Genomic DNA, 20415 nt, shown 5'->3' with positions numbered 1-20415 from the left:
TTCAGTACATCACCTGGTGACCGTAGCCTTCCAGAATGCTTTTAACGCGTTCCATGGTCTCTTTTTTCGGTGGATGTACGCCGTCCAGCTGGTACTCCTCGCCCATCGCCTCCCATTTATGTTTGCCCAGTTCGTGATAGGGCAGCAGCTCGATCTTCTCTACGTTGCCCATATCGCGGGTAAAGGCACCCAGCCGGTGGGCGGAGTCGTCGTCATCCGTGTAGCCCGGCACCACCACGTAGCGGATCCAGGTGCGGATATTGCGCTTGGCCAGATAACGGGCAAAGTCGAGCGTGCGGTGGTTGGGCACGCCAACCAGCACCTGGTGTACATCATCGTTGATCTGTTTCAGATCGAGCATCACCAGGTCGGTAACGTCGAGCAGTTCATCGATTACCGGGTCATAGCGGCGCACAAAGCCGTTGGTGTCGAGACAGGTGTGGATCCCTTCGGCCTTGCAGGCGCGGAACCAGTCACGCACAAACTCCGCCTGCAGGATCGCTTCGCCACCCGAAGCGGTGACACCGCCGCCAGAGGCGTTCATGTAGTGACGATAGGAGACCACATCCTGCATCAGCGCCTCAACGGTGATTTCGCTGCCGCCGTGGGTGTCCCAGGTGTCGCGGTTGTGGCAGTAGAGGCAGCGCATCAGGCAGCCCTGGAAGAAGGTGATAAAGCGGATGCCGGGCCCGTCTACGGTGCCACAGGATTCAAAAGAGTGAATACGACCGGTGAGTGACATGCGATGGGTTCTCCTGGTTGGCGCGGTCTGTCGCCGCGCTACGTTAAGTCTGTTTTGCGCGCCGCCTGCGCTATGGCAGAGGGCGGGCAAAAAAGGCTGGTAAAAAACCGGCCCCGGTGGGGCCGGCGGCAAAGCTTACAGGCTCTGGGTAAAGGTACGGGTAATCACATCCTGCTGCTGCTCTTTGGTCAGCGAGTTAAAGCGCACCGCGTAGCCGGAGACGCGGATGGTCAGCTGCGGATATTTTTCCGGATCGTTCATCGCTTCCAGCAGCATCTCGCGGTTCATCACGTTGACGTTGAGGTGCTGGCCGCCTTCCAGACCGGCTTCATGGTGGAAGTAACCATCCATCAGCCCGGCGAGGTTCGCTTTGCGCACGTCGTCGTTTTTACCCAACGCATTCGGTACGATTGAGAAGGTGTAAGAGATACCATCCTTCGCATAGGCAAACGGCAGTTTCGCCACTGAGGTCAGCGAGGCCACCGCACCTTTCTGATCGCGGCCGTGCATCGGGTTAGCACCCGGTCCGAACGGCGCGCCTGCCCGGCGTCCGTCCGGGGTATTACCGGTTTTTTTGCCGTACACCACGTTGGAGGTGATGGTCAGCACCGACTGGGTCGGCACCGCGTTGCGGTAGGTCTGCAGCTGCTGAATTTTCTTCATAAAGCGCTCGACCAGGTCGCAGGCGATATCGTCCACCCGTGCGTCGTTGTTACCAAACTGCGGGTACTCACCCTCAATGTTGAAGTCGATGGCCAGACCATCTTCATCACGTACCGGCGACACTCTGGCATACTTAATCGCGGAGAGGGAGTCGGCGGCCACCGACAGTCCGGCGATACCGCAGGCCATGGTGCGATAGACGTCACGGTCATGCAGCGCCATCAGCGAAGCTTCATAGCTGTACTTGTCGTGCATGTAGTGGATGACGTTCAGCGCGGTGACGTACTGTTTTGCCAGCCAGTCCATAAAGTGATCCAGGCGGCCCATGACTTTATCGTAGTCCAGCACCGCATCGGTCATCGGCGCTTCTTTCGGGCCGACCTGCATTTTCAGCTTCTCATCCATGCCGCCGTTGATGGCGTACAGCATGGTTTTTGCCAGGTTGGCGCGGGCGCCGAAGAACTGCATCTGTTTGCCGACGATCATCGGGCTGACGCAGCAGGCGATGGCGTAGTCGTCGTTATCGAAGTCCGGGCGCATCAGGTCGTCATTTTCGTACTGCAGCGATGAAGTATCAATTGAGACCTTCGCCGCATATTTTTTGAAGTCTGACGGCAGCTGTTCTGACCACAGAATGGTCATGTTTGGCTCCGGTGACGGCCCCATGGTGTACAGCGTGTTGAGGAAGCGGAAGGTGTTTTTGGTTACCAGCGTACGGCCATCCACGCCCATACCACCCAGCGATTCGGTGGCCCAGATCGGGTCGCCTGAGAACAGTTCATCGTACTCCGGCGTACGCAGGAAGCGCACCATACGCAGCTTCATTACCAGATGGTCGATCAGCTCCTGCGCATCGGACTCGGTGATTTTACCGGCCTTCAGGTCGCGCTCGAAATAGATATCGAGGAAGGTGGAGACACGGCCGAAGGACATCGCCGCGCCGTTTTGTGATTTCACCGCGGCCAGATAGCCGAAGTAGGTCCACTGGACGGCTTCTGCCGCGCTGGTGGCCGGGCCGGAGATATCGCAGCCATATTTGGCGGCCATCTCTTTGATCTGCTGCAGCGCGTGGTGCTGGTCAGCAATCTCTTCCCGCAGGCGGATGGTTGCTTCCAGGTTAACGCCGTTTTCCATATCCGCCTGCAGTGAGGTGAACTGGGCAAACTTGTCTTTCATCAGCAGGTCGATACCGTACAGCGCCACGCGGCGATAGTCGCCGATGATGCGGCCACGGCCATAGGCATCCGGCAGGCCGGTTAACACGCCGGACTTACGGCAGCGCAGGATGTCCGGGGTATAGACGTCGAACACGCCCTGGTTGTGGGTTTTGCGGTAGTCGGTGAAGATTTTTTTCAGCGCCGGGTCCAGCTCGCGACCGTAAACCTTACAGGAACCCTCGACCATTTTGATGCCGCCGAACGGAATAATTGCGCGTTTCAGCGGTGCTTCGGTCTGCAGGCCGACGATTTTTTCCAGCCCTTTATTGATGTAGCCGGCGTCGTGTGAGGTGATGCTGGACGCGAGGTCGGTATCAAAGTCCACCGGCGCATGGGTGCGGTTTTCCTGCTTGATCCCTTCCATCACTTTGTCCCACAGCGCGGTGGTCGCGGCAGTGGCACCGGTAAGGAAAGCCTCGTCGCCTTCATACGGGGTGTAGTTTTTCTGAATGAAGTCGCGGACGTTGATGCTGTTCTGCCATTCACCTGCAGCGAAACTTTCCCAGGCGTTTGCCAGTGTTTGATTACGATCGGTCATCTGATACCTGCCTTATTTTCGTGAAATTCGGTGGTGGGGGCCGGGAACAACGCCCGGCGTCCGCCCGTTCAGTCGTGGCCGCTGTGGCTGCGGTCGTCGCGTAAGTAAATGACCCAGTAGGTCAGCCCGACCAGCAAACCGCCGCCGATGATGTTGCCCAGCGTCACGGGGATCAGGTTGTCGCTAATAAAGTCGCTAACGGAAAGATGAGAAAACTGTGCGGCCGTGGCGCCGGTGGCCTGCCAGAACTCCGGCGACGCGAAGTCGCGGATGACGATGGCCAGCGGGATCAGGAACATATTTGCGATGCTGTGCTCAAAACCGCTGGCGACAAACATCGCTACCGGCAGCACCATGGCGAACATTTTGTCCAGCAGGGTACGCCCGGAGTAGCTCATCCACACCGCCATACAGACCATCAGGTTGGCAAGAATGCCGAGGCTGGTGGCTTCAATAAACGTGTGGTGCATTTTGTGGTCGGCGGTCTGCAGCACGTTCAGCCCCCAGGCACCGCTGGCCGCCATATGCTGGCCGGCCAGCCAGATCAGCGCCACAAAGAAAATCGCGCCGACGAAGTTACCGATGTAAACGGTCAGCCAGTTGCGGGCCAGCTGCCCCCAGCTGATGCGACCGCTGGCTTTCGCCACCACGATCAGCACGGTAGAGGTGAACAGGTCAGCACCGCAGACCACCACCAGCATCAGCCCCAGCGAGAAGCAGACGCCGCCGACCAGTTTGGCCATGCCCCAGGGCAGCGCGCCGCTGCCGGTGGTGGCGGTGATGTAAAACGCAAAGGCGATGGAGATAAAAACGCCCGCGGTGATGGCGAGGAAGAACGTGGTGAAAGGCGCTTTGGTGGCTTTATATACCCCTGCATCTTCGGCAACTTTCGCCATCTCAGCAGGTAATAATAGTTCAAAAGGAGTGACCGTTTTCACACTCACATACTCCTAAAAAGTGTCAGCGAGAAAATTGTAACAAGCCCCTCCTTTTACAGACTTGATTTGGATCATATCTCGGGATTGTGAATGGATTAATTACGATTCAGGTAACGCTGAAAAGCGAATATATGTATGATTTATATGAAATAAATATTTTTTAATATATCAAAATAAATTGTGTTTGCCGGTGTGGTACAACGTCGTAAATGTTAATGACAAGTGGGCAATAAAGCCTGAAGGTAAAAAAAAACAGGTAACAACACAAAGCTGTTACCTGTTATTTACCGCTTTAACACGGTGACCGGTTAAGGCGAACCGCGCAGTCGGGTGCGCTTAGCGTGCTTATTTCCAGAAACGGCGTTTAGCGGCCTGTAACTTTTCATAGGCTGCCAGCAGCGACTGGTGCGCCGGGAAAGCCTGCAGGTCGCTGTCCACGCTCTGCAGGCCGTAGAACGGTGCTTCACCGCTGATTGCGGCAGAGGCCGCGTCCACGGCGTCCTGGCCGTACATACGCACGAATGCCGTATGGTACTGCAGCGGGTCACGTCCTTCTTCCTGGCTGAGCAGCAGCAGGGTCTGCAGGCAGCGGTAGTAGTTGGCACGCTCGGCAGAGAAGATCGACTGGTTGAACTCCATCGTCCACTCGGTCCAGATCAGCGCCTGTTCCAGGTCGCCGGCGGCCAGCGCCAGCATCGCCTTCAGCTCGCCGATGCGCAGGGTGTACCAGCCGTTATCCTTACCGGTCGCCAGGCCCAGCAGCTCGCGCACGCGGGTGAAGTCGTCGTGGCCGTCTTCGTCCAGCTGCTCCAGCAGCGCCAGGTACTCTTCTTTTTCCCACTCGCTGGCCGGCAGGCTCAGCAGGGTGTCACGCAGGTACGCGCCCATGCTGTTATTGGCCAGCAGCAGGTCTTCGGCAGGGTAGATGTCTGACATACCCGGCACGATGATGCGGCAGGCGTACACGTCAAGATGTTCGTAGTCGGCAATGTAGACTTCCTGGTCTTCCGCCGTAAAGATCGCCATCAGGGTAGCGAACTCTTCTTCGGTGGTACCTTTGAAGCTCCAGTCAGCGAACTCATAGTCCGCATCGTCCTTGAACATATCCCAGGAGATCAGGCCGCTTGAGTCGATAAAGTGGGTTTCCAGGTTAGCGTGCTCGGCCACTTCTTCGTCGTCGAAGGTTGGCGGGGTAAACACGTCCAGATCCTTCAGGCCACGGCCCTGCAGCAGTTCGGTGACGGTACGCTCCAGCGCCACGCCAAAGTCCGGGTGCGCGCCGAAGGAGGCGAAGCAGGTGCCGTTAGCCGGGTTGAACAGCACCACGCAGATCACCGGGTAGTTGCCGCCCAGCGAGGCGTCGTAAGAGAAGATCGGGAATCCTTCCGCTTCGAGGGTGTTGATGGCTTCCACCACGCCCGGATAGCGGTTCAGCACCTCCTGCGGGATCAGCGGCAGGCTGATCGACTCGGCAATGATCTTGTTCTTGATATGGCGTTCGAACACCTCGGACAGACCCTGTACGCGCGCTTCGTTGCGGGTGTTCCCGGCAGACATGCCGTTAGAAACGTACAGGTTGCCGACGATGTTCATCGGAATATAGACGGTCTGCTGGTCGGACTGACGGCTGAACGGCAGGCCGCAGATGCCACGGGTGGCGTTACCGGACTGCAGGTCGATCAGATCGCTGGCGCTCAGTTCGTTTTCCGGATCGTAGAATTTACGCAGGCGTGCATCAAGGATACCTTCCGGCAGCCGGTCATCTTCCGGCAGCGGGAACCACTTCTCGTTAGGGTAATGGACGAAGTCGCCGCCGGCGATTTGATTACCTAACCAGAAGTCGGCAAAGAAGTAGTTGGTCGACAGGCGTTCAAAATATTCGCCCAGCGCGGACGCCAGCGCGGCCTTTTTGCTGGCGCCTTTACCATTGGTAAAACAGAGTGGGCAGTCGCGGTCGCGAATATGCACTGACCAGACGTTAGGGACCGGATTCAGCCAGGAGGCTTCTTCGATATTGAAGCCCAGATCCTGCAGTTTTTGCTGAAAGCGTGCGATGGAGTCTTCCAGCGCGGCGTCTTTGCCCGGAATGTAAGTTTGAGTCATGTAGCCCACTTGTTTTGTGTTGTGCGTAAAGCGCGCAATGATACGGGTTTTCCATGACAATCGCTATCCGGGCACCCAAATTTCATCTGCTGCAGAATGCCCTTTTTGCCACCCCGCGTAACAGGTCTGATTCCTGATTCGGAAAACGCCTCACAAAATATCGTGTTGTGTTTCATTTGCCCTACAACCTGTTGCGGCACAGCATTGTAAACCGCATCGCCGGGCGGATAAATCGTTGCAGCAACCGGGTGGCAATGATAAAACCGATAGAGAAATCAAAACCGATTGTCAGAGAGTGGTGAGGGGAAATGAGTCAGGTTTTCAATTTTAGCTCCGGCCCGGCAATGCTGCCGGTAGAAGTGCTGCGTCGCGCGGAACAGGAACTCTGCAACTGGCAGGGGTTAGGGACCTCCGTTATGGAGATCAGCCACCGCAGCAAGGAGTTCATCCGGGTTGCCGAAGAGGCTGAACAGGATTTTCGCGATCTGCTGAAGATCCCCTCCAACTACAAGGTTCTGTTCTGCCACGGCGGTGCGCGCGCACAGTTTGCGGCAATTCCGTTGAATCTGCTGGGTAACCACGCCACCGCAGATTATATCGATGGTGGCTACTGGGCTTCCAGCGCGGTGAAAGAGGCGCAGAAGTACTGCACGCCGAACGTGATTGATGCCAAAACCACCGTTGACGGTAAGCGCGCTATTACCCCGATGAGCCAGTGGGCGCTGTCTGACGACGCCGCCTACGTTCACTTCTGCCCGAATGAGACCATTGACGGCATCGCCATCCACGAGACGCCAGATTTCGGCGACAAGCTGGTGGTTGCCGATCTCTCATCAACCATTCTGTCTACCCCGCTGGATGTCAGCCGCTATGGCGTACTGTACGCCGGTGCGCAGAAGAATATTGGCCCGGCCGGCCTGACGCTGGTGGTGGTGCGTGAGGATCTGCTGGGCCGCGCGCGTAAAGAGCTGCCTTCAATCCTTGATTACAAAGTGCTGGCTGACAACGACTCAATGTTCAACACGCCACCAACCTATGCCTGGTATCTCTCTGGCCTGGTGTTCAAGTGGCTGAAAGAGCAGGGCGGCGTTGCGGAGATTGATAAACGCAATCAGGCTAAATCTGACCTGCTGTACAGCACCATTGATAACAGCGACTTCTACCGTAACGACGTGGCCGATGCCAACCGTTCGCGGATGAACGTGCCGTTCCAGCTGGCGGATGCCGGGCTGGACAACCTGTTCCTCGATGAGTCGCTGGCGGCGGGCCTGCACGCGCTGAAGGGCCACCGCGTGGTCGGCGGCATGCGTGCTTCGATCTACAACGCGATGCCGCTGGCCGGCGTGAAGACGCTGACCGATTTTATGATCGACTTTGAGCGTCGCCACGGCTAAGGTGCCCGCCGCACGGTCTTACGCTGTAAACCTGAAACCCCGCAGCCTTGCGGGGTTTCACCGTAATTATTTTGGAGAACACGTTTCACATGCTGGAATCCCTGACGTTACAACCTATCGCGCTGGTCAACGGCACCGTTAATCTTCCCGGCTCCAAGAGCGTTTCTAACCGCGCTCTGCTGCTGGCTGCGCTGGCCAGGGGGACCACCCGTCTGACCAACCTGCTGGACAGCGACGACGTGCGCCACATGCTCAACGCGCTGCAGCTGCTGGGCGTTAAGTACCGGTTGTCTGACGATCGTACCGTCTGTGACGTCACCGGTCAGGGCGGAGCGCTGCAGGCCGACGGCGCGCTTGAGCTGTTCCTCGGTAACGCCGGTACCGCGATGCGCCCGCTGGCGGCGGCGCTGTGCCTCGGCGGCAATGATATTGTGCTGACCGGCGAACCGCGTATGAAAGAGCGGCCGATTGGCCACCTGGTTGACGCCCTGCGTCAGGGCGGCGCGCAGATTGACTATCTGGAGCAGACGGATTACCCGCCGCTGCGCCTGAAGGGCGGCTTTAGCGGCGGCGACGTCACCGTGGACGGCAGCGTTTCCAGCCAGTTCCTGACCGCGCTGCTGATGACGGCACCGCTGGCCACCAACGATACGCGCATCGCGATCAAGGGCGAGCTGGTCTCTAAGCCCTATATCGATATTACGCTGAACCTGATGGCCGCCTTTGGCGTGCAGGTTGAGAACGATAACTACAGCGCCTTCATCATTCGCGGGCAGCAGCACTATCAGGCACCCGGCGACTATCTGGTGGAAGGCGATGCATCGTCGGCCTCCTACTTCCTGGCGGCTGCGGCCATCAAAGGCGGTACGGTGAAAGTGACCGGGATTGGCCGTAACAGTATTCAGGGCGATATTCGCTTTGCCGACGTGCTGGAAAAAATGGGCGCCAGCATCGAGTGGGGCGATGACTTTATTGCCTGTACGCGCGGTGAACTCAACGCCGTCGATCTGGATATGAACCATATCCCGGATGCGGCGATGACCATTGCCACCGCAGCGCTGTTTGCCACCGGCACCACGGTGATGCGCAACATCTACAACTGGCGCGTGAAGGAGACCGATCGCCTTGCGGCGATGGCCACCGAACTGCGCAAAGTAGGTGCCGAGGTGGAAGAGGGGCACGACTACATTCGTATCACGCCGCCGGCGTCGATCGCGTTCGCTGAGATTGCCACCTATGACGACCACCGTATGGCGATGTGCTTCTCGCTGGTGGCGCTTTCCGCCACGCCGGTCACCATCCTTGACCCGAAATGCACCGCTAAAACGTTCCCGGACTACTTTGAACAGTTAGCCCGGATTAGCACACTGGCCTAAGAGAACCTTCCGCCGTATTCAGGTACGGCGGAAAATGCTCCTTTTTTTTCTGTCACCTCGCCATACCGCTCTCTTTCTTGCTATATACAGACTAATTTCCTGTAGCCATCAGTTAAAAGTATAACCATCGCCGATGTAGCGGAGTATAATACGCCACGATATTTGTCCGGCACCGGCCCGCAGGCAATCAACCAACAGGAGAACGAGATGACGGCATTAGCCCCAGTGATCACCATCGATGGCCCAAGTGGCGCAGGGAAAGGGACATTGTGTAAAGCGATGGCCGAAGCGTTACAGTGGCACCTGTTGGACTCCGGCGCAATCTACCGGGTACTGGCGCTGGCTGCATTACACCATCAGGTAGATATCACTTCTGAAGAAGCGCTGGCCCCGATTGCGGCACATCTGGACGTGCGCTTTGTGGCCACCGACGGCGAGATGGCTGTGATCCTCGAAGGGGAAGACGTGTCGAATGAGATCCGCACCCAGGACGTCAGCAACACCGCCTCTAAAGTGGCCGCGTTTCCCCGCGTCCGTGAGGCGCTGCTACGCCGCCAGCGCGGTTTCCGCGAACTGCCGGGGCTGATTGCCGACGGGCGTGATATGGGCACGGTGGTATTTCCCGATGCGCCGGTGAAAATTTTCCTTGATGCCAGCGCCGAAGAGCGTGCGCATCGCCGTATGCTACAGTTGCAGGATAAGGGCTTTAGTGTTAACTTTGAGCGCCTTTTATCCGAGATAAAAGAGCGTGACGATCGTGACCGCAATCGTGCGATTGCCCCGTTAGTCCCGGCAAACGATGCCTTAGTGCTTGATTCGACTACAATGTCTATTGAGCAGGTCATCGAAATTGCGCTAAAATATGCGCGCGAAAAACTCGCGCTGGCGTGATTTTCGGGTCTTTGACCCGGCGTTAAAATGAGCGTTGGCTCTCAGAATTTATCTAACCCTGTGATATGGACATCATCGGGCATGTGAAACAACCCCACCCGTCAGGACGTCAGGTGGACGTTAAATTGAAGAATCCTGAAGATTATCAATATGACTGAATCTTTTGCTCAACTATTTGAAGAATCCTTAAAAACAATCGAAACCCGTCCGGGTTCCATCGTTCGTGGCGTTGTTGTCTCTATCGACAAAGACGTAGTTCTGGTTGATGCGGGTCTGAAATCTGAATCTGCAATTCCTGCAGAGCAGTTCAAGAACGCAGCCGGCGAGCTGGAAATCCAGGTAGGTGACGAAGTTGACGTTGCGCTGGATGCGGTAGAAGACGGCTTCGGTGAAACCCTGCTGTCCCGTGAGAAAGCTAAACGTCACGAAGCTTGGATCACGCTGGAAAAAGCTTACGAAGACGCTGAAACTGTTACCGGTATCATCAACGGCAAAGTCAAAGGTGGCTTCACAGTTGAGCTGAACGGTATTCGTGCGTTCCTGCCAGGTTCACTGGTTGATGTTCGTCCGGTGCGCGACACGCTGCACCTGGAAGGCAAAGAGCTTGAATTCAAAGTGATCAAGCTGGACCAGAAACGCAACAACGTGGTGGTTTCACGTCGTGCGGTTATCGAATCCGAGAACAGCGCAGAGCGCGATCAGCTGCTGGAAAACCTGCAGGAAGGCATGGAAGTTAAAGGTATCGTTAAGAACCTCACTGACTACGGTGCATTCGTTGATCTGGGCGGCGTTGACGGCCTGCTGCACATCACTGACATGGCCTGGAAGCGCGTTAAGCACCCAAGCGAAATCGTCAATGTTGGCGACGAAATCAACGTGAAAGTGCTGAAATTCGACCGCGAGCGTACCCGTGTATCTCTGGGTCTGAAGCAGCTGGGCGAAGATCCTTGGGTCGCTATCGCTAAGCGTTATCCGGAAGGCACCCGCCTGACCGGCCGCGTGACCAACCTGACCGACTACGGCTGCTTCGTTGAAATCGAAGAAGGCGTTGAAGGCCTGGTACACGTGTCTGAAATGGACTGGACCAACAAAAACATCCACCCATCTAAAGTTGTTAACGTGGGCGATGTGGTTGAAGTTATGGTTCTGGACATCGACGAAGAACGTCGTCGTATCTCCCTGGGTCTGAAGCAGTGCAAATCTAACCCATGGCAGCTGTTCGCAGAAACCCACAACAAGGGCGACCGCGTTGAAGGTAAAATCAAGTCTATCACTGACTTCGGTATCTTCATCGGCCTGGACGGCGGCATCGACGGCCTGGTACACCTGTCTGACATCTCCTGGAACGCGACCGGCGAAGAAGCCGTGCGTGAATACAAGAAAGGCGACGAAATCGCTGCTGTGGTTCTGCAGGTTGACGCAGAGCGCGAGCGTATCTCCCTGGGCGTTAAGCAGCTGGCAGAAGATCCGTTCAACAACTACATCTCTCTGAACAAGAAAGGTGCCATTGTTAACGGTAAAGTGACTGCAGTTGACGCTAAAGGTGCTACAGTTGAACTGGCAGACGGCGTTGAAGGTTACCTGCGCGCTTCTGAAGCTTCAATCGACCGCGTTGAAGACGCAACTCTGGTTCTGAATGTTGGCGACGATGTTGAAGCTAAGTTCACCGGCGTTGACCGTAAAAACCGCGTTGTAAGCCTGTCTGTTCGTGCTAAAGACCAGGCTGACGAGAAAGAAGCAATTGCAACGGTTAACACCAAACCGGAAGAAGGCAACTTCTCTAACGCAATGGCTGAAGCTTTCAAAGCAGCTAAAGGCGAGTAATCGTTCTTCAGGGCAGCTCAGGCTGCCCTGTACCGTCGTTATCTGTCAGAACTATTCCTAGCGGATTAACCGGAGGTTTTATGACCAAGTCAGAACTGATTGAAAGACTTGCTGGCCAGCACTCTCATATTCCGGCGAAAGTCGTTGAGGATGCGGTAAAAGAGATGCTGGAGCATATGGCAACCACGTTGTCACAGGGCGAACGCATCGAAATCCGGGGATTTGGCAGCTTCTCATTGCACTATCGTGCACCTCGTACCGGCCGTAACCCGAAAACGGGCGACAAAGTGGAGTTGGAAGGTAAATACGTTCCACACTTCAAGCCGGGTAAAGAGCTGCGCGATCGCGCCAATATCTACGGCGGCTGATGTCCTGTTCCTTTGCACGCGAGTGTAAAGGTGGCCAGACAGAGCGAATTACCAATAAAACGACACTTCGGTGTCGTTTTTTTTTGCCTGTCGTTTGTGTCAGCCCGCTGCGGGCAGCGCCACGCCGCTGGAGAGTGCTTCACACCGCTGGCCGGGTTTGCTGTAAAGCCAGCAATTATTTGCGTGTCTGTTCTGAAAGTCACCCTCTGCCTGCAGCACCCTGATGACGGCTGGTGCACACTGCCCTGACGCCATCAGGGAGGAGCTATGCGTTTAACCGTCACCCGTCTGGCCGGCTGCATTATTGCCGGTACCCTGCCGCTGAACTTTCTCCCTTCGCTGCCTGGCTACCGCTATGACCTGCTGGCGCTGGGTCTGGCACTACTGTTGGCCGGCTTACCCCGGAGGGGCGCGCTGCCGCTGGCGCTGGCGTTGCTGGCTTCGGTTTGGGCGGTTAATGCCGGCCGTACCACGCTGCAACAGATTGAACAGCTGACCCGCCGGCCGCTGCAGGTGGAGGTGAAGATCGAAAACCTGCAACCTGACGGGCAGCGAGCCCGCGTGCGCTTGCTGAGGCAGCAGGGGCGGCTGCTGTTTCCGCCGATCTCGGCGATGCTCAGCCTGCCGGAAACCGGCACCGCGCTCTGCGCCGGTCAGCGCTGGCTGCTGACGGTAAAGCTGCGCCCGGTACACGCCCGGCTGAACGAAGGAGGGTTTGACGCGCAGCGTTATGCGCTGGCCAACGGCGTGCCGCTGAGCGGCCGGGTCACTGACGCGCAGGTGCTGCAGTCGCGCTGCGGCTGGCGGGATGCGATAATCCATGCGGCAAAAGAGCGCTACGGGCATCTCCCCTGGCAGGGCACCCTCGGCGCGCTGGCGTTTGGTGAACGGTCCGAGGTCAGCGCCGATCTGACCCGACTGCTGCGGGAAACCGGTACCGCCCATCTGATGGCGATATCCGGGCTGCATATTGCGCTGGCGGCGGGGCTGGGCTGGTGGCTGTCGCGTCTTGTTCAGTTTGCTTTGCCGGCGTGGCGGATTGGCTACCGCCTGCCGCTGGTCACCAGCCTGGCGCTGGCGCTCGGTTACTGCTGGCTCTCCGGCGGTAATCCCCCGGCGTTACGGGCGATGCTGGCGCTGCTGATCTGGAGCGGGCTGCGTCTGAGCGGCGTCAGCTGCCACGCGCTGCAGGTGTGGCTGATGTGCCTGGCGGTGATTCTGCTGTCTGACCCGTTGAGCCTGCTGTCCGACAGCCTGTGGCTTTCGGCGCTGGCGGTGGGTGGGCTGCTGCTGTGGTATCACAGTTTTCCGTTACCGCGGCGTTTTCAGCGCGGAAAACGCTGGCTGCCGCTGCGCTTACTGCATCTGCAACTGGGTATGCTGCTGCTGCTGATGCCGTTGCAGGTATTGCTGTTTCACGGCATCAGCCTCAGTGCACCGCTGGCGAACCTGTGGGCGGTGCCGCTGGTCTCGCTGCTGACCGTGCCGCTGATCCTGCTGGCGCTGATCCTGCTGCCGCTGCCCTGGCTGAGCACGTCGCTGTGGTGGCTGGCTGACCGCTCACTCAGCGCGGTGTTTCTGCCTTTACGGCAACTGCCCGACGGCTGGCTGCCGCTGGATGCAGCTCAGGCCATCTACAGTCCTGGCTGCTGGCTGCTGCTGATGGCGCTGCGCTTTGGCTGGTGGCGCAGTTCACCGGCCAGCCTGCTGAGCCTGACGCTGGGATTGGCCGCGGCCAGCGCCAGCGTAAAACCGCAGTGGCGGGTGGATATGCTCGATGTGGGGCACGGCCTGGCGGTAGCGATCTCCCGTCACGGCCAGGCGACGCTGTATGATGTCGGCAACCGCTGGCCTGGCGGGGATGCGGCACGCAGCCAGATCCTGCCCTGGCTGCGCTGGCAGGGGCTGACGGTGAGCCAGATTATTATCAGCCATGAGCACCTGGATCATACCGGCGGTCTGGCAAGCGTGCAGGCTGCGTTTCCCCGTGCCAGCGTGCGCAGCCCGCTGGGGCTGCCGGGGCACCGGCCCTGCCACCGCGGGCTGGCGTGGCGCTGGCAGGGCCTCGATTTTAGGGTGCTGTGGCCGCCGCCCGGCTATGCGCTGACGGGCAATAACCGCTCCTGCGTGGTGACGGTCAGCGACGGGCGCTGGCGGGTTCTGCTGACCGGCGACATTGAAGCGCCGGCGGAACGGGCGCTGGTGGCCGGGCAGCGCGGCAGCCTGGCCGCCACGTTGCTGCAGGTGCCGCACCACGGCAGCCGCACGTCTTCGACGCCGCCGCTGCTGCGCGCGGTCCATCCCGACGCCGCCATTGCCTCGGCGGCACGTTACAGCGCCTGGCGGCTGCCTGCGCGACAGATTATTCGGCGCTATGCGGATAATCAGATCATCTGGCGAGATACTGCGCTTTCCGGCCAGCTTAGCGCACGATTTTTTACAGATTACTGGCAGCTTCTGGGGTTAAGAGAACAATTAATGAACCGTTGGTACCATCAGTGGTTTGGCGTCACCCGCTAATCCAGGTAGAATGAGCGGCTATTTCAACTAATGCTGGATAACTATGCATCTGGATAAAGATCTTTCCACCTGGCAGACCTTCCGCCGCCTCAGTCCGATGATTGTGCCTTATAAGGCGGGGCTGATTGCCGCCGCAATCGCACTGATTATCAATGCGGCAGGCGATACGCTGATGCTCTCTCTGCTGAAACCTTTACTCGATGATGGTTTTGGTAAAGCTAACAGTTCCGTACTGGTCTGGATGCCGCTGGCTGTAATCGGCCTGATGCTGGTTCGCGGTATCACCAGTTATATCTCCAGCTACTGCATCTCCTGGGTTTCCGGAAACGTGGTAATGACCATGCGCCGTCGCCTGTTTGGCCATATGATGGGTATGCCGGTGGCGTTCTTCGATCAACAGTCCACCGGCACGCTGCTGTCGCGCATCACCTATGACACTGAGCAGGTTGCCTCCTCCTCTTCCAGTGCGTTAGTGACCGTGGTACGTGAAGGTGCCTCGATTATCGCGCTTTTCGTACTGATGTTCTGGAACAGCTGGCAGCTGTCGCTGATCCTGATCGTGCTGGCTCCCATCGTCTCCTTTGCCATCCGCTCGGTTTCCAAACGCTTCCGTAACATCAGCAAAAATATGCAGAACACCATGGGGCAGGTGACTACCAGCGCCGAGCAGATGCTGAAAGGCCATAAAGAGGTGCTGATTTTCGGCGGTCAGGAGATCGAAAACGAACGTTTCCACCGCGTCAGTAACCGCATGCGCCAGCAGGGCATGAAGCTGGTTTCCGCTTCTTCCATCTCGGATCCCATCATTCAGCTGATCGCCTCGCTGGCGCTGGCGTTTATTCTCTACGCCGCCAGCGTCCCGAGCGTGATGGAGACGCTGTCTGCCGGTACCATTACCGTGGTGTTCTCAGCGATGGTTGCGCTGATGCGCCCACTGAAGTCGCTGACCAACGTCAATGCGCAGTTCCAGCGCGGCATGGCTGCCTGCCAGACCCTGTTCTCAATTCTGGACAGCGAGCAGGAAGTGGATAACGGCAAGCGCACCGTGGAACGTGCGAAAGGCGATATTGAATTCCGCAATGTCACCTTCACCTATCCCGGCCGTGATATCCCTGCGCTGAAGAGTATCAACCTGGCGATCCCGGAAGGCAAAACGGTGGCGCTGGTTGGCCGTTCCGGCTCCGGAAAATCGACCCTGGCCAGCCTGCTGACCCGTTTTTACGATATCCAGCAGGGCGAGATCCTGATGGACGGTCACGATCTGCGCGAGTACACCCTTGCATCGCTGCGTAATCAGGTGGCGCTGGTGTCACAGAACGTGCACCTGTTTAACGATACCATCGCCAATAATATTGCCTATGCGCGCCATGAGCAGTACAGCCGCGAAGATATCGAGAAAGCGGCCACCATGGCGCACGCTATGGACTTCATTAAGAAGATGGATAACGGTCTCGATACGGTAATTGGTGAAAACGGCGTGCTGCTCTCAGGCGGCCAGCGCCAGCGTATCGCCATCGCCCGTGCGTTACTGCGCGACTGTCCGATCCTGATTCTCGATGAGGCGACCTCCGCGCTGGATACTGAATCCGAGCGTGCAATCCAGTCGGCGCTGGACGAGCTGCAGAAAAACCGCACCTCGCTGGTCATTGCTCACCGCCTGTCGACCATCGAGAAAGCCGATGAGATCGTGGTGGTGGAAGATGGCCAGATAGTCGAGCGCGGCAGCCATGAGCATCTGCTGGCCGAGAAGGGTGCCTATGCTCAGCTGCACAAAATGCAGTTTGGTCAATGATTGAACGCATCTGGAGCGGTAAATCGCCGCTCTTTCTGCTGCTGCTGCCGCTGAGTTTTCTCTACGGCCTGGTCAGCAACCTGATCCGCCTCAGCTACCGCTGGGGATGGCGCAAAGCCTGGCGTGCTCCGGTGCCGGTGGTGGTGGTCGGCAATCTGACCGCCGGTGGTAACGGTAAAACGCCGGTGGTTGTCTGGCTGGTGCAGGTGCTTCAGCAGCGTGGCCTGCGCGTCGGCGTGGTGTCGCGCGGCTATGGCGGCAAGGCCGCAAGCTATCCGCTGGTGCTCGGCCCGCACACTACAACGGCAGAGGCCGGCGATGAGCCGGTGCTGATCTATCAACGCACCGGGGCGGCGGTGGCCGTGGCTCCCCGCCGCCGGCAGGCGGTGGAGGCCTTGCTGGCTGGCCAGGGGGTGGATATCATCATCACCGACGACGGCCTGCAGCACTATGCGCTGGCCCGCGACTGTGAAATCGTGGTGGTTGACGGTGAACGCCGGTTCGGCAACGGCTGGTGGCTGCCCGCCGGGCCGATGCGTGAACGCCAGGCGCGCCTGAAGGGCGTTACCGCAGTGATCTGCAACGGTGGCACGCCGCACGCCGGTGAATTAGCCATGCGGCTGCGGCCGGCGGCGGCGGTGAACCTGCTTTCCGGCGAGTCGCGGCCGCTGGCGTCACTGCCGTCGGTGGTGGCAATGGCCGGGATAGGCCATCCGCCTCGCTTCTTTACTACCCTGCGTCAGCAGGGTGTGACGCCGCTGCGCGAGGTGGCGTTTGCCGACCATCAGGCCTACAGCGCGGAGGCGCTGCAGGCGCTGACTCCGGCGGGCGAGACGCTGCTGATGACCGAAAAAGATGCGGTTAAAGCGCGGGCGTTTGCCCGGCAAAACTGGTGGTATCTGCCGGTGGACGCAGAGATTGCCGATGCCGGACCGCTGCTGGCCACGATCTCGGCCCTGGCCGAACCCGCCGGCGCCTGATTTTTATCATCATCTGCCAGACTGCTGGCAACCACGGGCAGGCCCGTCAGCGACAGAGGTTGCCTGATGAGACCGACCCGTTCAGGAGGATTTATGGATCATCGTTTACTTGAAATCGTTGCTTGCCCGGTGTGCCACGGAAAGCTCAGTTTTAACAAAGAGCAGCAGGAGCTGATCTGCAAGGCTGACGGCCTGGCCTTCCCGGTGCGCGACGGTATTCCGGTGCTGCTGGAAGTGGAAGCCCGTACGCTGACGTCAGAAGAGCATCCGGTATGAGTTTCGTCGCGATTATTCCAGCGCGCTATGCCTCCACGCGCCTGCCGGGTAAACCGCTGGTTGATATTCACGGTAAGCCGATGGTGGTGCACGTGATGGAGCGGGCGCTGGAGTCCGGCGCCGATCGGGTGATCGTGGCCACCGACAATCAGGACGTGGCGCGGGCGGTGGAAGCGGCGGGTGGCGAAGTGTGTATGACCCGTGCCGACCACCATTCGGGTACGGAGCGGCTGGCAGAAGTTATCGATCGCTATCAGTTCGCCGATGACACGGTGATCGTTAACGTGCAGGGCGATGAGCCGATGATCCCGCCGGTGATCGTCCGTCAGGTGGCTGAAAATCTGGCGCAGAGCAGCGCCGGCATGGCCACGCTGGCGGTGCCGATTACCTCTGCGGAAGAGGCATTCAATCCTAATGCGGTGAAGGTGGTGCGTGATGCCAACGGCTACGCGCTCTACTTCTCCCGCGCCACTATCCCGTGGGACCGCGAACGGTTCAGCGTCTCGAGAGAGACCGTTGGCGATAGCTTCCTGCGCCATATTGGCATTTATGCCTATCGCGCCGGCTTTATCCGCCGCTACGTCAGCTGGGAAGCCAGCCCGCTGGAGCAGATCGAGCTACTGGAGCAACTGCGCGTGCTGTGGTACGGCGAGAAAATTCACGTTGACGTCGCCAAAGCGATCCCCAGCGTTGGCGTAGACACGCCGGAAGATCTGCTGCGGGTGCGCGAAGCGATGCGTTAACCCCCTTTCGGGGCGGCGATAGTCGCCCCGTATTTCCCTGCCGGTCAGGAGGGGCGTTTGGAACACCTCAGAACGGAATTAGCGCTGGTTCTTGGCGAACCGGTGAGTCGGGTTGAGTGCATCAGCCGCCAGCCCGACGCCAGTCTGTATACGCTCTACGATGATGAGGGCGATTCGCTGCCGATGGTGGCTAAATACTTTACCCTGAAAGACGCCGCCGCGCAGGAAGCACAAAAGCTGTCGCTGTTGGCGAAACAGGGCAAGGTGCGCGTGCCGCTGGTGTTCGGGGTCGTCAGCAGCGAGCAGCCGCCGTTGCACGAGGTGCTGCTGCTGGAGCGGCTGGGCGGCGTTTCGATCGCGGTGCCCGCGCGGACGGCAAAGCGTGAGCAGCAGCTGCGCAGGCAGATCGTTAGCGGCCTGCTGGCCTGGCATCAGATTGACAGCGGCGGGCTGGTGGGCACGGTAGACAGCCAGCAGAAGAACGGCTGGCCGGCATGGTATCGTCAGCGTATTGAGGTGCTGTGGGCGATGATCACCATGCGATGTCCGGCATTCCTCTGCATGGACGACCGGCGGATCCTGTATCGCAGCCGCGACCGTTTTGCCACACTGTTCGGTGATTTCAACGATCCCTGCGTGCTGATCCATGGCAATCTGTCGCCCGACAACATTCTGAAAAATCCGGGCCACGACCGGCTGCTGGCGATGGTCAATCCGGGGCCGCTGCAGTGGGCGCCGCGCGAGTTTGATCTCTACCCGTTCTGCGGCTTCGCCAGCGGAGACGCGCTGCTGAACGACTACTACCAGTACGCGCCGCTGGCCGAGGGCTTTGTTGCCCGACGCTGGCTCTATCTGCTGTGGGAAGAGATTGCACGCTGGCAGAACCACGGACAGTTTAACCGCCAGCGTTTCCGGCTGGCCGCAGAGTCACTGCTGCCGTGGCTGAGCTGATAAACTGGTAGCAGAGTCACTGCTGCCCTGGCTGAGCTGATGAACTGGCGACATAGTCACTGTTGCCCTGGCTCATCTGCCGAACTGTGCGGTTTTACCGCCTGCCAGATCCTGCCCAGCCCTTCATAGACGGCACGCTCACTGTGCCCGAGCCAGAACGCCGCCGGCAGTATCTTTTCCCACAGGTTAAGCGGTGAGGTTACCGCCATCTGGTTGGCCGGAGCCGGCAAGGGATGCAGGCCTTCACGTTCAAAAAAGATCATCGCCCGCGACAGGTGGCTGGCAGAGGTGACCAGCGCGAACGGCCGTTGGCCGATAAGTCGGGCCACTTCACGCGCTTCCTGCTCGGTATCCCGCGGCCGGGTCAGGGCAATGATCGCCTCCTGTGGCACACCGAGCGACTGTGCCACCTTTGAGGTCACTTCCGCCGAGCTGACCGCGTTGCCGGTTGCCGCGCCACCGGTAACGATCAGCCGCGATCCCGGGTTCATCCGCCAGATGCGGATGCCCTCGGCCAGTCGCGGCAGGCTGTTATTCAGCATATTCGAGCTGGGGGCCCAGTCAGGGTTCCATGTGTAGCCGCCGCCCAGTACCACCACGTACTCAACCTTGTGCTGCCCCTGCCACGTTGGCCAGCCCGCCTCGGTGCTCAGCAGTAGCCGATCGGCCACCGGCTGCAGGCTGAAAAGCAGCAGGACTCCCCAGCCGAGTGAAATAACCACTTTGCCGGTTTTCTGCCAGCGGCTGAACCAGAGCAGCAAAATCCCTACCGCGATCAGCAGCAGCAGCGCGGGCAGAGGCATCAGCAGGCCGCCGATCGCCTTTTTCAGCGTGAAAAGCATGGAAACAGACTCCTTTTGTCCGAAAAAACGCCATCCGGCGGCGAAGTGATACGGGAAAGCTTCATTATCTGCCAGTGTATGACAAAATACCCGGTGACTTTACTTTTAACGCGACGCCGGAGCGGGTATGCAGGATCGCAACTTTGATGACATCGCGGAAAAATTCTCGCAAAACATTTACGGCACCACCAAAGGCCGCATTCGTCAGGCGATCCTCTGGCAGGAGCTGGACGCGCTGCTGACCACGCTGCCTGCGG

General features: G+C 58.7%; 16 protein-coding genes and 1 pseudogene. 12 read left to right on the top strand and 5 right to left on the bottom strand.

Annotated features, from left to right (window positions below; all coding sequences use genetic code 11):
* Position 1 precedes the first annotated feature (1 nt).
* The 4 genes from pflA to ycaO form a co-directional block, all read right to left on the bottom strand.
* The gene (gene pflA, locus NV64_RS07090) at positions 2–742 is read right to left on the bottom strand and encodes a pyruvate formate lyase 1-activating protein (RefSeq protein ID WP_056236901.1); all 741 of its coding nucleotides are present in this window, start codon (positions 740–742) and stop codon (positions 2–4) included.
* 135 nt (positions 743–877) lie between these two features.
* Positions 878–3160, bottom strand: coding sequence for a formate C-acetyltransferase (gene pflB / locus NV64_RS07085; RefSeq protein WP_056236899.1), 2283 nt, complete (start codon positions 3158–3160; stop codon positions 878–880).
* Between the two features lie 68 nt (positions 3161–3228).
* The gene (gene focA / locus NV64_RS07080; protein ID WP_056236897.1) at positions 3229–4098 is read right to left on the bottom strand and encodes a formate transporter FocA; all 870 of its coding nucleotides are present in this window, start codon (positions 4096–4098) and stop codon (positions 3229–3231) included.
* A gap of 345 nt (positions 4099–4443) precedes the next feature.
* The gene (gene ycaO, locus NV64_RS07075; protein ID WP_056237175.1) at positions 4444–6201 is read right to left on the bottom strand and encodes a 30S ribosomal protein S12 methylthiotransferase accessory factor YcaO; all 1758 of its coding nucleotides are present in this window, start codon (positions 6199–6201) and stop codon (positions 4444–4446) included.
* A gap of 308 nt (positions 6202–6509) precedes the next feature.
* On the opposite strand from ycaO, the gene serC reads away from it, so the two are divergent.
* From serC to NV64_RS07020, 11 genes are all read left to right on the top strand, one after another.
* Complete coding sequence (gene serC / locus NV64_RS07070) at positions 6510–7595, top strand: 3-phosphoserine/phosphohydroxythreonine transaminase (protein WP_056236896.1); 1086 nt, start codon at positions 6510–6512, stop codon at positions 7593–7595.
* 92 nt (positions 7596–7687) lie between these two features.
* Positions 7688–8971 carry a 3-phosphoshikimate 1-carboxyvinyltransferase gene (aroA, locus tag NV64_RS07065; protein WP_101505615.1) on the top strand — a complete coding sequence of 428 codons (1284 nt, stop codon included), beginning with the start codon at positions 7688–7690 and terminating at the stop codon, positions 8969–8971.
* 207 nt (positions 8972–9178) lie between these two features.
* Positions 9179–9862: a (d)CMP kinase gene (gene cmk, locus NV64_RS07060; RefSeq protein WP_101505607.1), complete on the top strand. Its 684-nt coding sequence runs from the start codon at positions 9179–9181 to the stop codon at positions 9860–9862.
* A gap of 150 nt (positions 9863–10012) precedes the next feature.
* The gene (gene rpsA, locus NV64_RS07055; protein WP_056236891.1) at positions 10013–11686 is read left to right on the top strand and encodes a 30S ribosomal protein S1; all 1674 of its coding nucleotides are present in this window, start codon (positions 10013–10015) and stop codon (positions 11684–11686) included.
* An 80-nt stretch (positions 11687–11766) separates the two neighbouring features.
* On the top strand, positions 11767–12054 hold the full coding sequence (gene ihfB, locus NV64_RS07050; RefSeq protein WP_056236889.1) for an integration host factor subunit beta: 288 nt from the start codon (positions 11767–11769) through the stop codon (positions 12052–12054).
* Positions 12055–12321: 267 nt separating this feature from the next.
* Complete coding sequence (locus NV64_RS07045) at positions 12322–14574, top strand: ComEC family protein (RefSeq protein WP_056236887.1); 2253 nt, start codon at positions 12322–12324, stop codon at positions 14572–14574.
* 43 nt (positions 14575–14617) lie between these two features.
* A complete protein-coding gene (gene msbA, locus NV64_RS07040) occupies positions 14618–16366 on the top strand; it encodes a lipid A ABC transporter ATP-binding protein/permease MsbA (protein WP_056236885.1) in 1749 nt (582 codons plus the stop codon).
* On the top strand, positions 16363–17346 hold the full coding sequence (gene lpxK / locus NV64_RS07035) for a tetraacyldisaccharide 4'-kinase (RefSeq protein WP_056236883.1): 984 nt from the start codon (positions 16363–16365) through the stop codon (positions 17344–17346). The genes msbA and lpxK overlap by 4 nt, the downstream gene beginning before the upstream one ends.
* Before the next feature lie 93 nt (positions 17347–17439).
* Positions 17440–17622, top strand: a complete 183-nt coding sequence (locus tag NV64_RS07030; protein ID WP_056236882.1) for a Trm112 family protein — start codon at positions 17440–17442, stop codon at positions 17620–17622.
* Complete coding sequence (gene kdsB, locus NV64_RS07025) at positions 17619–18365, top strand: 3-deoxy-manno-octulosonate cytidylyltransferase (RefSeq protein WP_056236880.1); 747 nt, start codon at positions 17619–17621, stop codon at positions 18363–18365. The genes NV64_RS07030 and kdsB overlap by 4 nt, the downstream gene beginning before the upstream one ends.
* A 57-nt stretch (positions 18366–18422) precedes the next feature.
* Complete coding sequence (locus NV64_RS07020; protein ID WP_056236878.1) at positions 18423–19316, top strand: phosphotransferase; 894 nt, start codon at positions 18423–18425, stop codon at positions 19314–19316.
* Between the two features lie 56 nt (positions 19317–19372).
* Here the strand turns inward: NV64_RS07020 and elyC are convergent, their stop codons facing one another.
* The gene (gene elyC / locus NV64_RS07015) at positions 19373–20158 is read right to left on the bottom strand and encodes an envelope biogenesis factor ElyC (RefSeq protein WP_056236876.1); all 786 of its coding nucleotides are present in this window, start codon (positions 20156–20158) and stop codon (positions 19373–19375) included.
* 127 nt (positions 20159–20285) lie between these two features.
* Here elyC and NV64_RS23935 point away from each other — a divergent pair.
* Positions 20286–20415, top strand: a pseudogene (locus NV64_RS23935) (tRNA uridine 5-oxyacetic acid(34) methyltransferase CmoM); the annotation flags it as partial.

The sequence above is a fragment of the Erwinia sp. B116 genome (assembly GCF_002865965.1).
In the GTDB taxonomy this organism is placed as follows: domain Bacteria; phylum Pseudomonadota; class Gammaproteobacteria; order Enterobacterales; family Enterobacteriaceae; genus Erwinia.
This window is presented reverse-complemented; position numbering and strand designations above follow the sequence as displayed.

Excerpts from the sequence above, each read along its gene's own strand:
- pflA (WP_056236901.1), bottom strand. The coding sequence starts at position 742 with ATGTCACTCACCGGTCGTATTCACTCTTTTGAATCCTGTGGCACCGTA.
- pflB (WP_056236899.1), bottom strand. The coding sequence starts at position 3,160 with ATGACCGATCGTAATCAAACACTGGCAAACGCCTGGGAAAGTTTCGCT.
- ycaO (WP_056237175.1), bottom strand. The coding sequence starts at position 6,201 with ATGACTCAAACTTACATTCCGGGCAAAGACGCCGCGCTGGAAGACTCC.
- serC (WP_056236896.1), top strand. The coding sequence starts at position 6,510 with ATGAGTCAGGTTTTCAATTTTAGCTCCGGCCCGGCAATGCTGCCGGTA.
- cmk (WP_101505607.1), top strand. The coding sequence starts at position 9,179 with ATGACGGCATTAGCCCCAGTGATCACCATCGATGGCCCAAGTGGCGCA.
- rpsA (WP_056236891.1), top strand. The coding sequence starts at position 10,013 with ATGACTGAATCTTTTGCTCAACTATTTGAAGAATCCTTAAAAACAATC.
- ihfB (WP_056236889.1), top strand. The coding sequence starts at position 11,767 with ATGACCAAGTCAGAACTGATTGAAAGACTTGCTGGCCAGCACTCTCAT.
- NV64_RS07045 (WP_056236887.1), top strand. The coding sequence starts at position 12,322 with ATGCGTTTAACCGTCACCCGTCTGGCCGGCTGCATTATTGCCGGTACC.
- msbA (WP_056236885.1), top strand. The coding sequence starts at position 14,618 with ATGCATCTGGATAAAGATCTTTCCACCTGGCAGACCTTCCGCCGCCTC.
- lpxK (WP_056236883.1), top strand. The coding sequence starts at position 16,363 with ATGATTGAACGCATCTGGAGCGGTAAATCGCCGCTCTTTCTGCTGCTG.
- NV64_RS07030 (WP_056236882.1), top strand. The coding sequence starts at position 17,440 with ATGGATCATCGTTTACTTGAAATCGTTGCTTGCCCGGTGTGCCACGGA.
- kdsB (WP_056236880.1), top strand. The coding sequence starts at position 17,619 with ATGAGTTTCGTCGCGATTATTCCAGCGCGCTATGCCTCCACGCGCCTG.
- elyC (WP_056236876.1), bottom strand. The coding sequence starts at position 20,158 with ATGCTTTTCACGCTGAAAAAGGCGATCGGCGGCCTGCTGATGCCTCTG.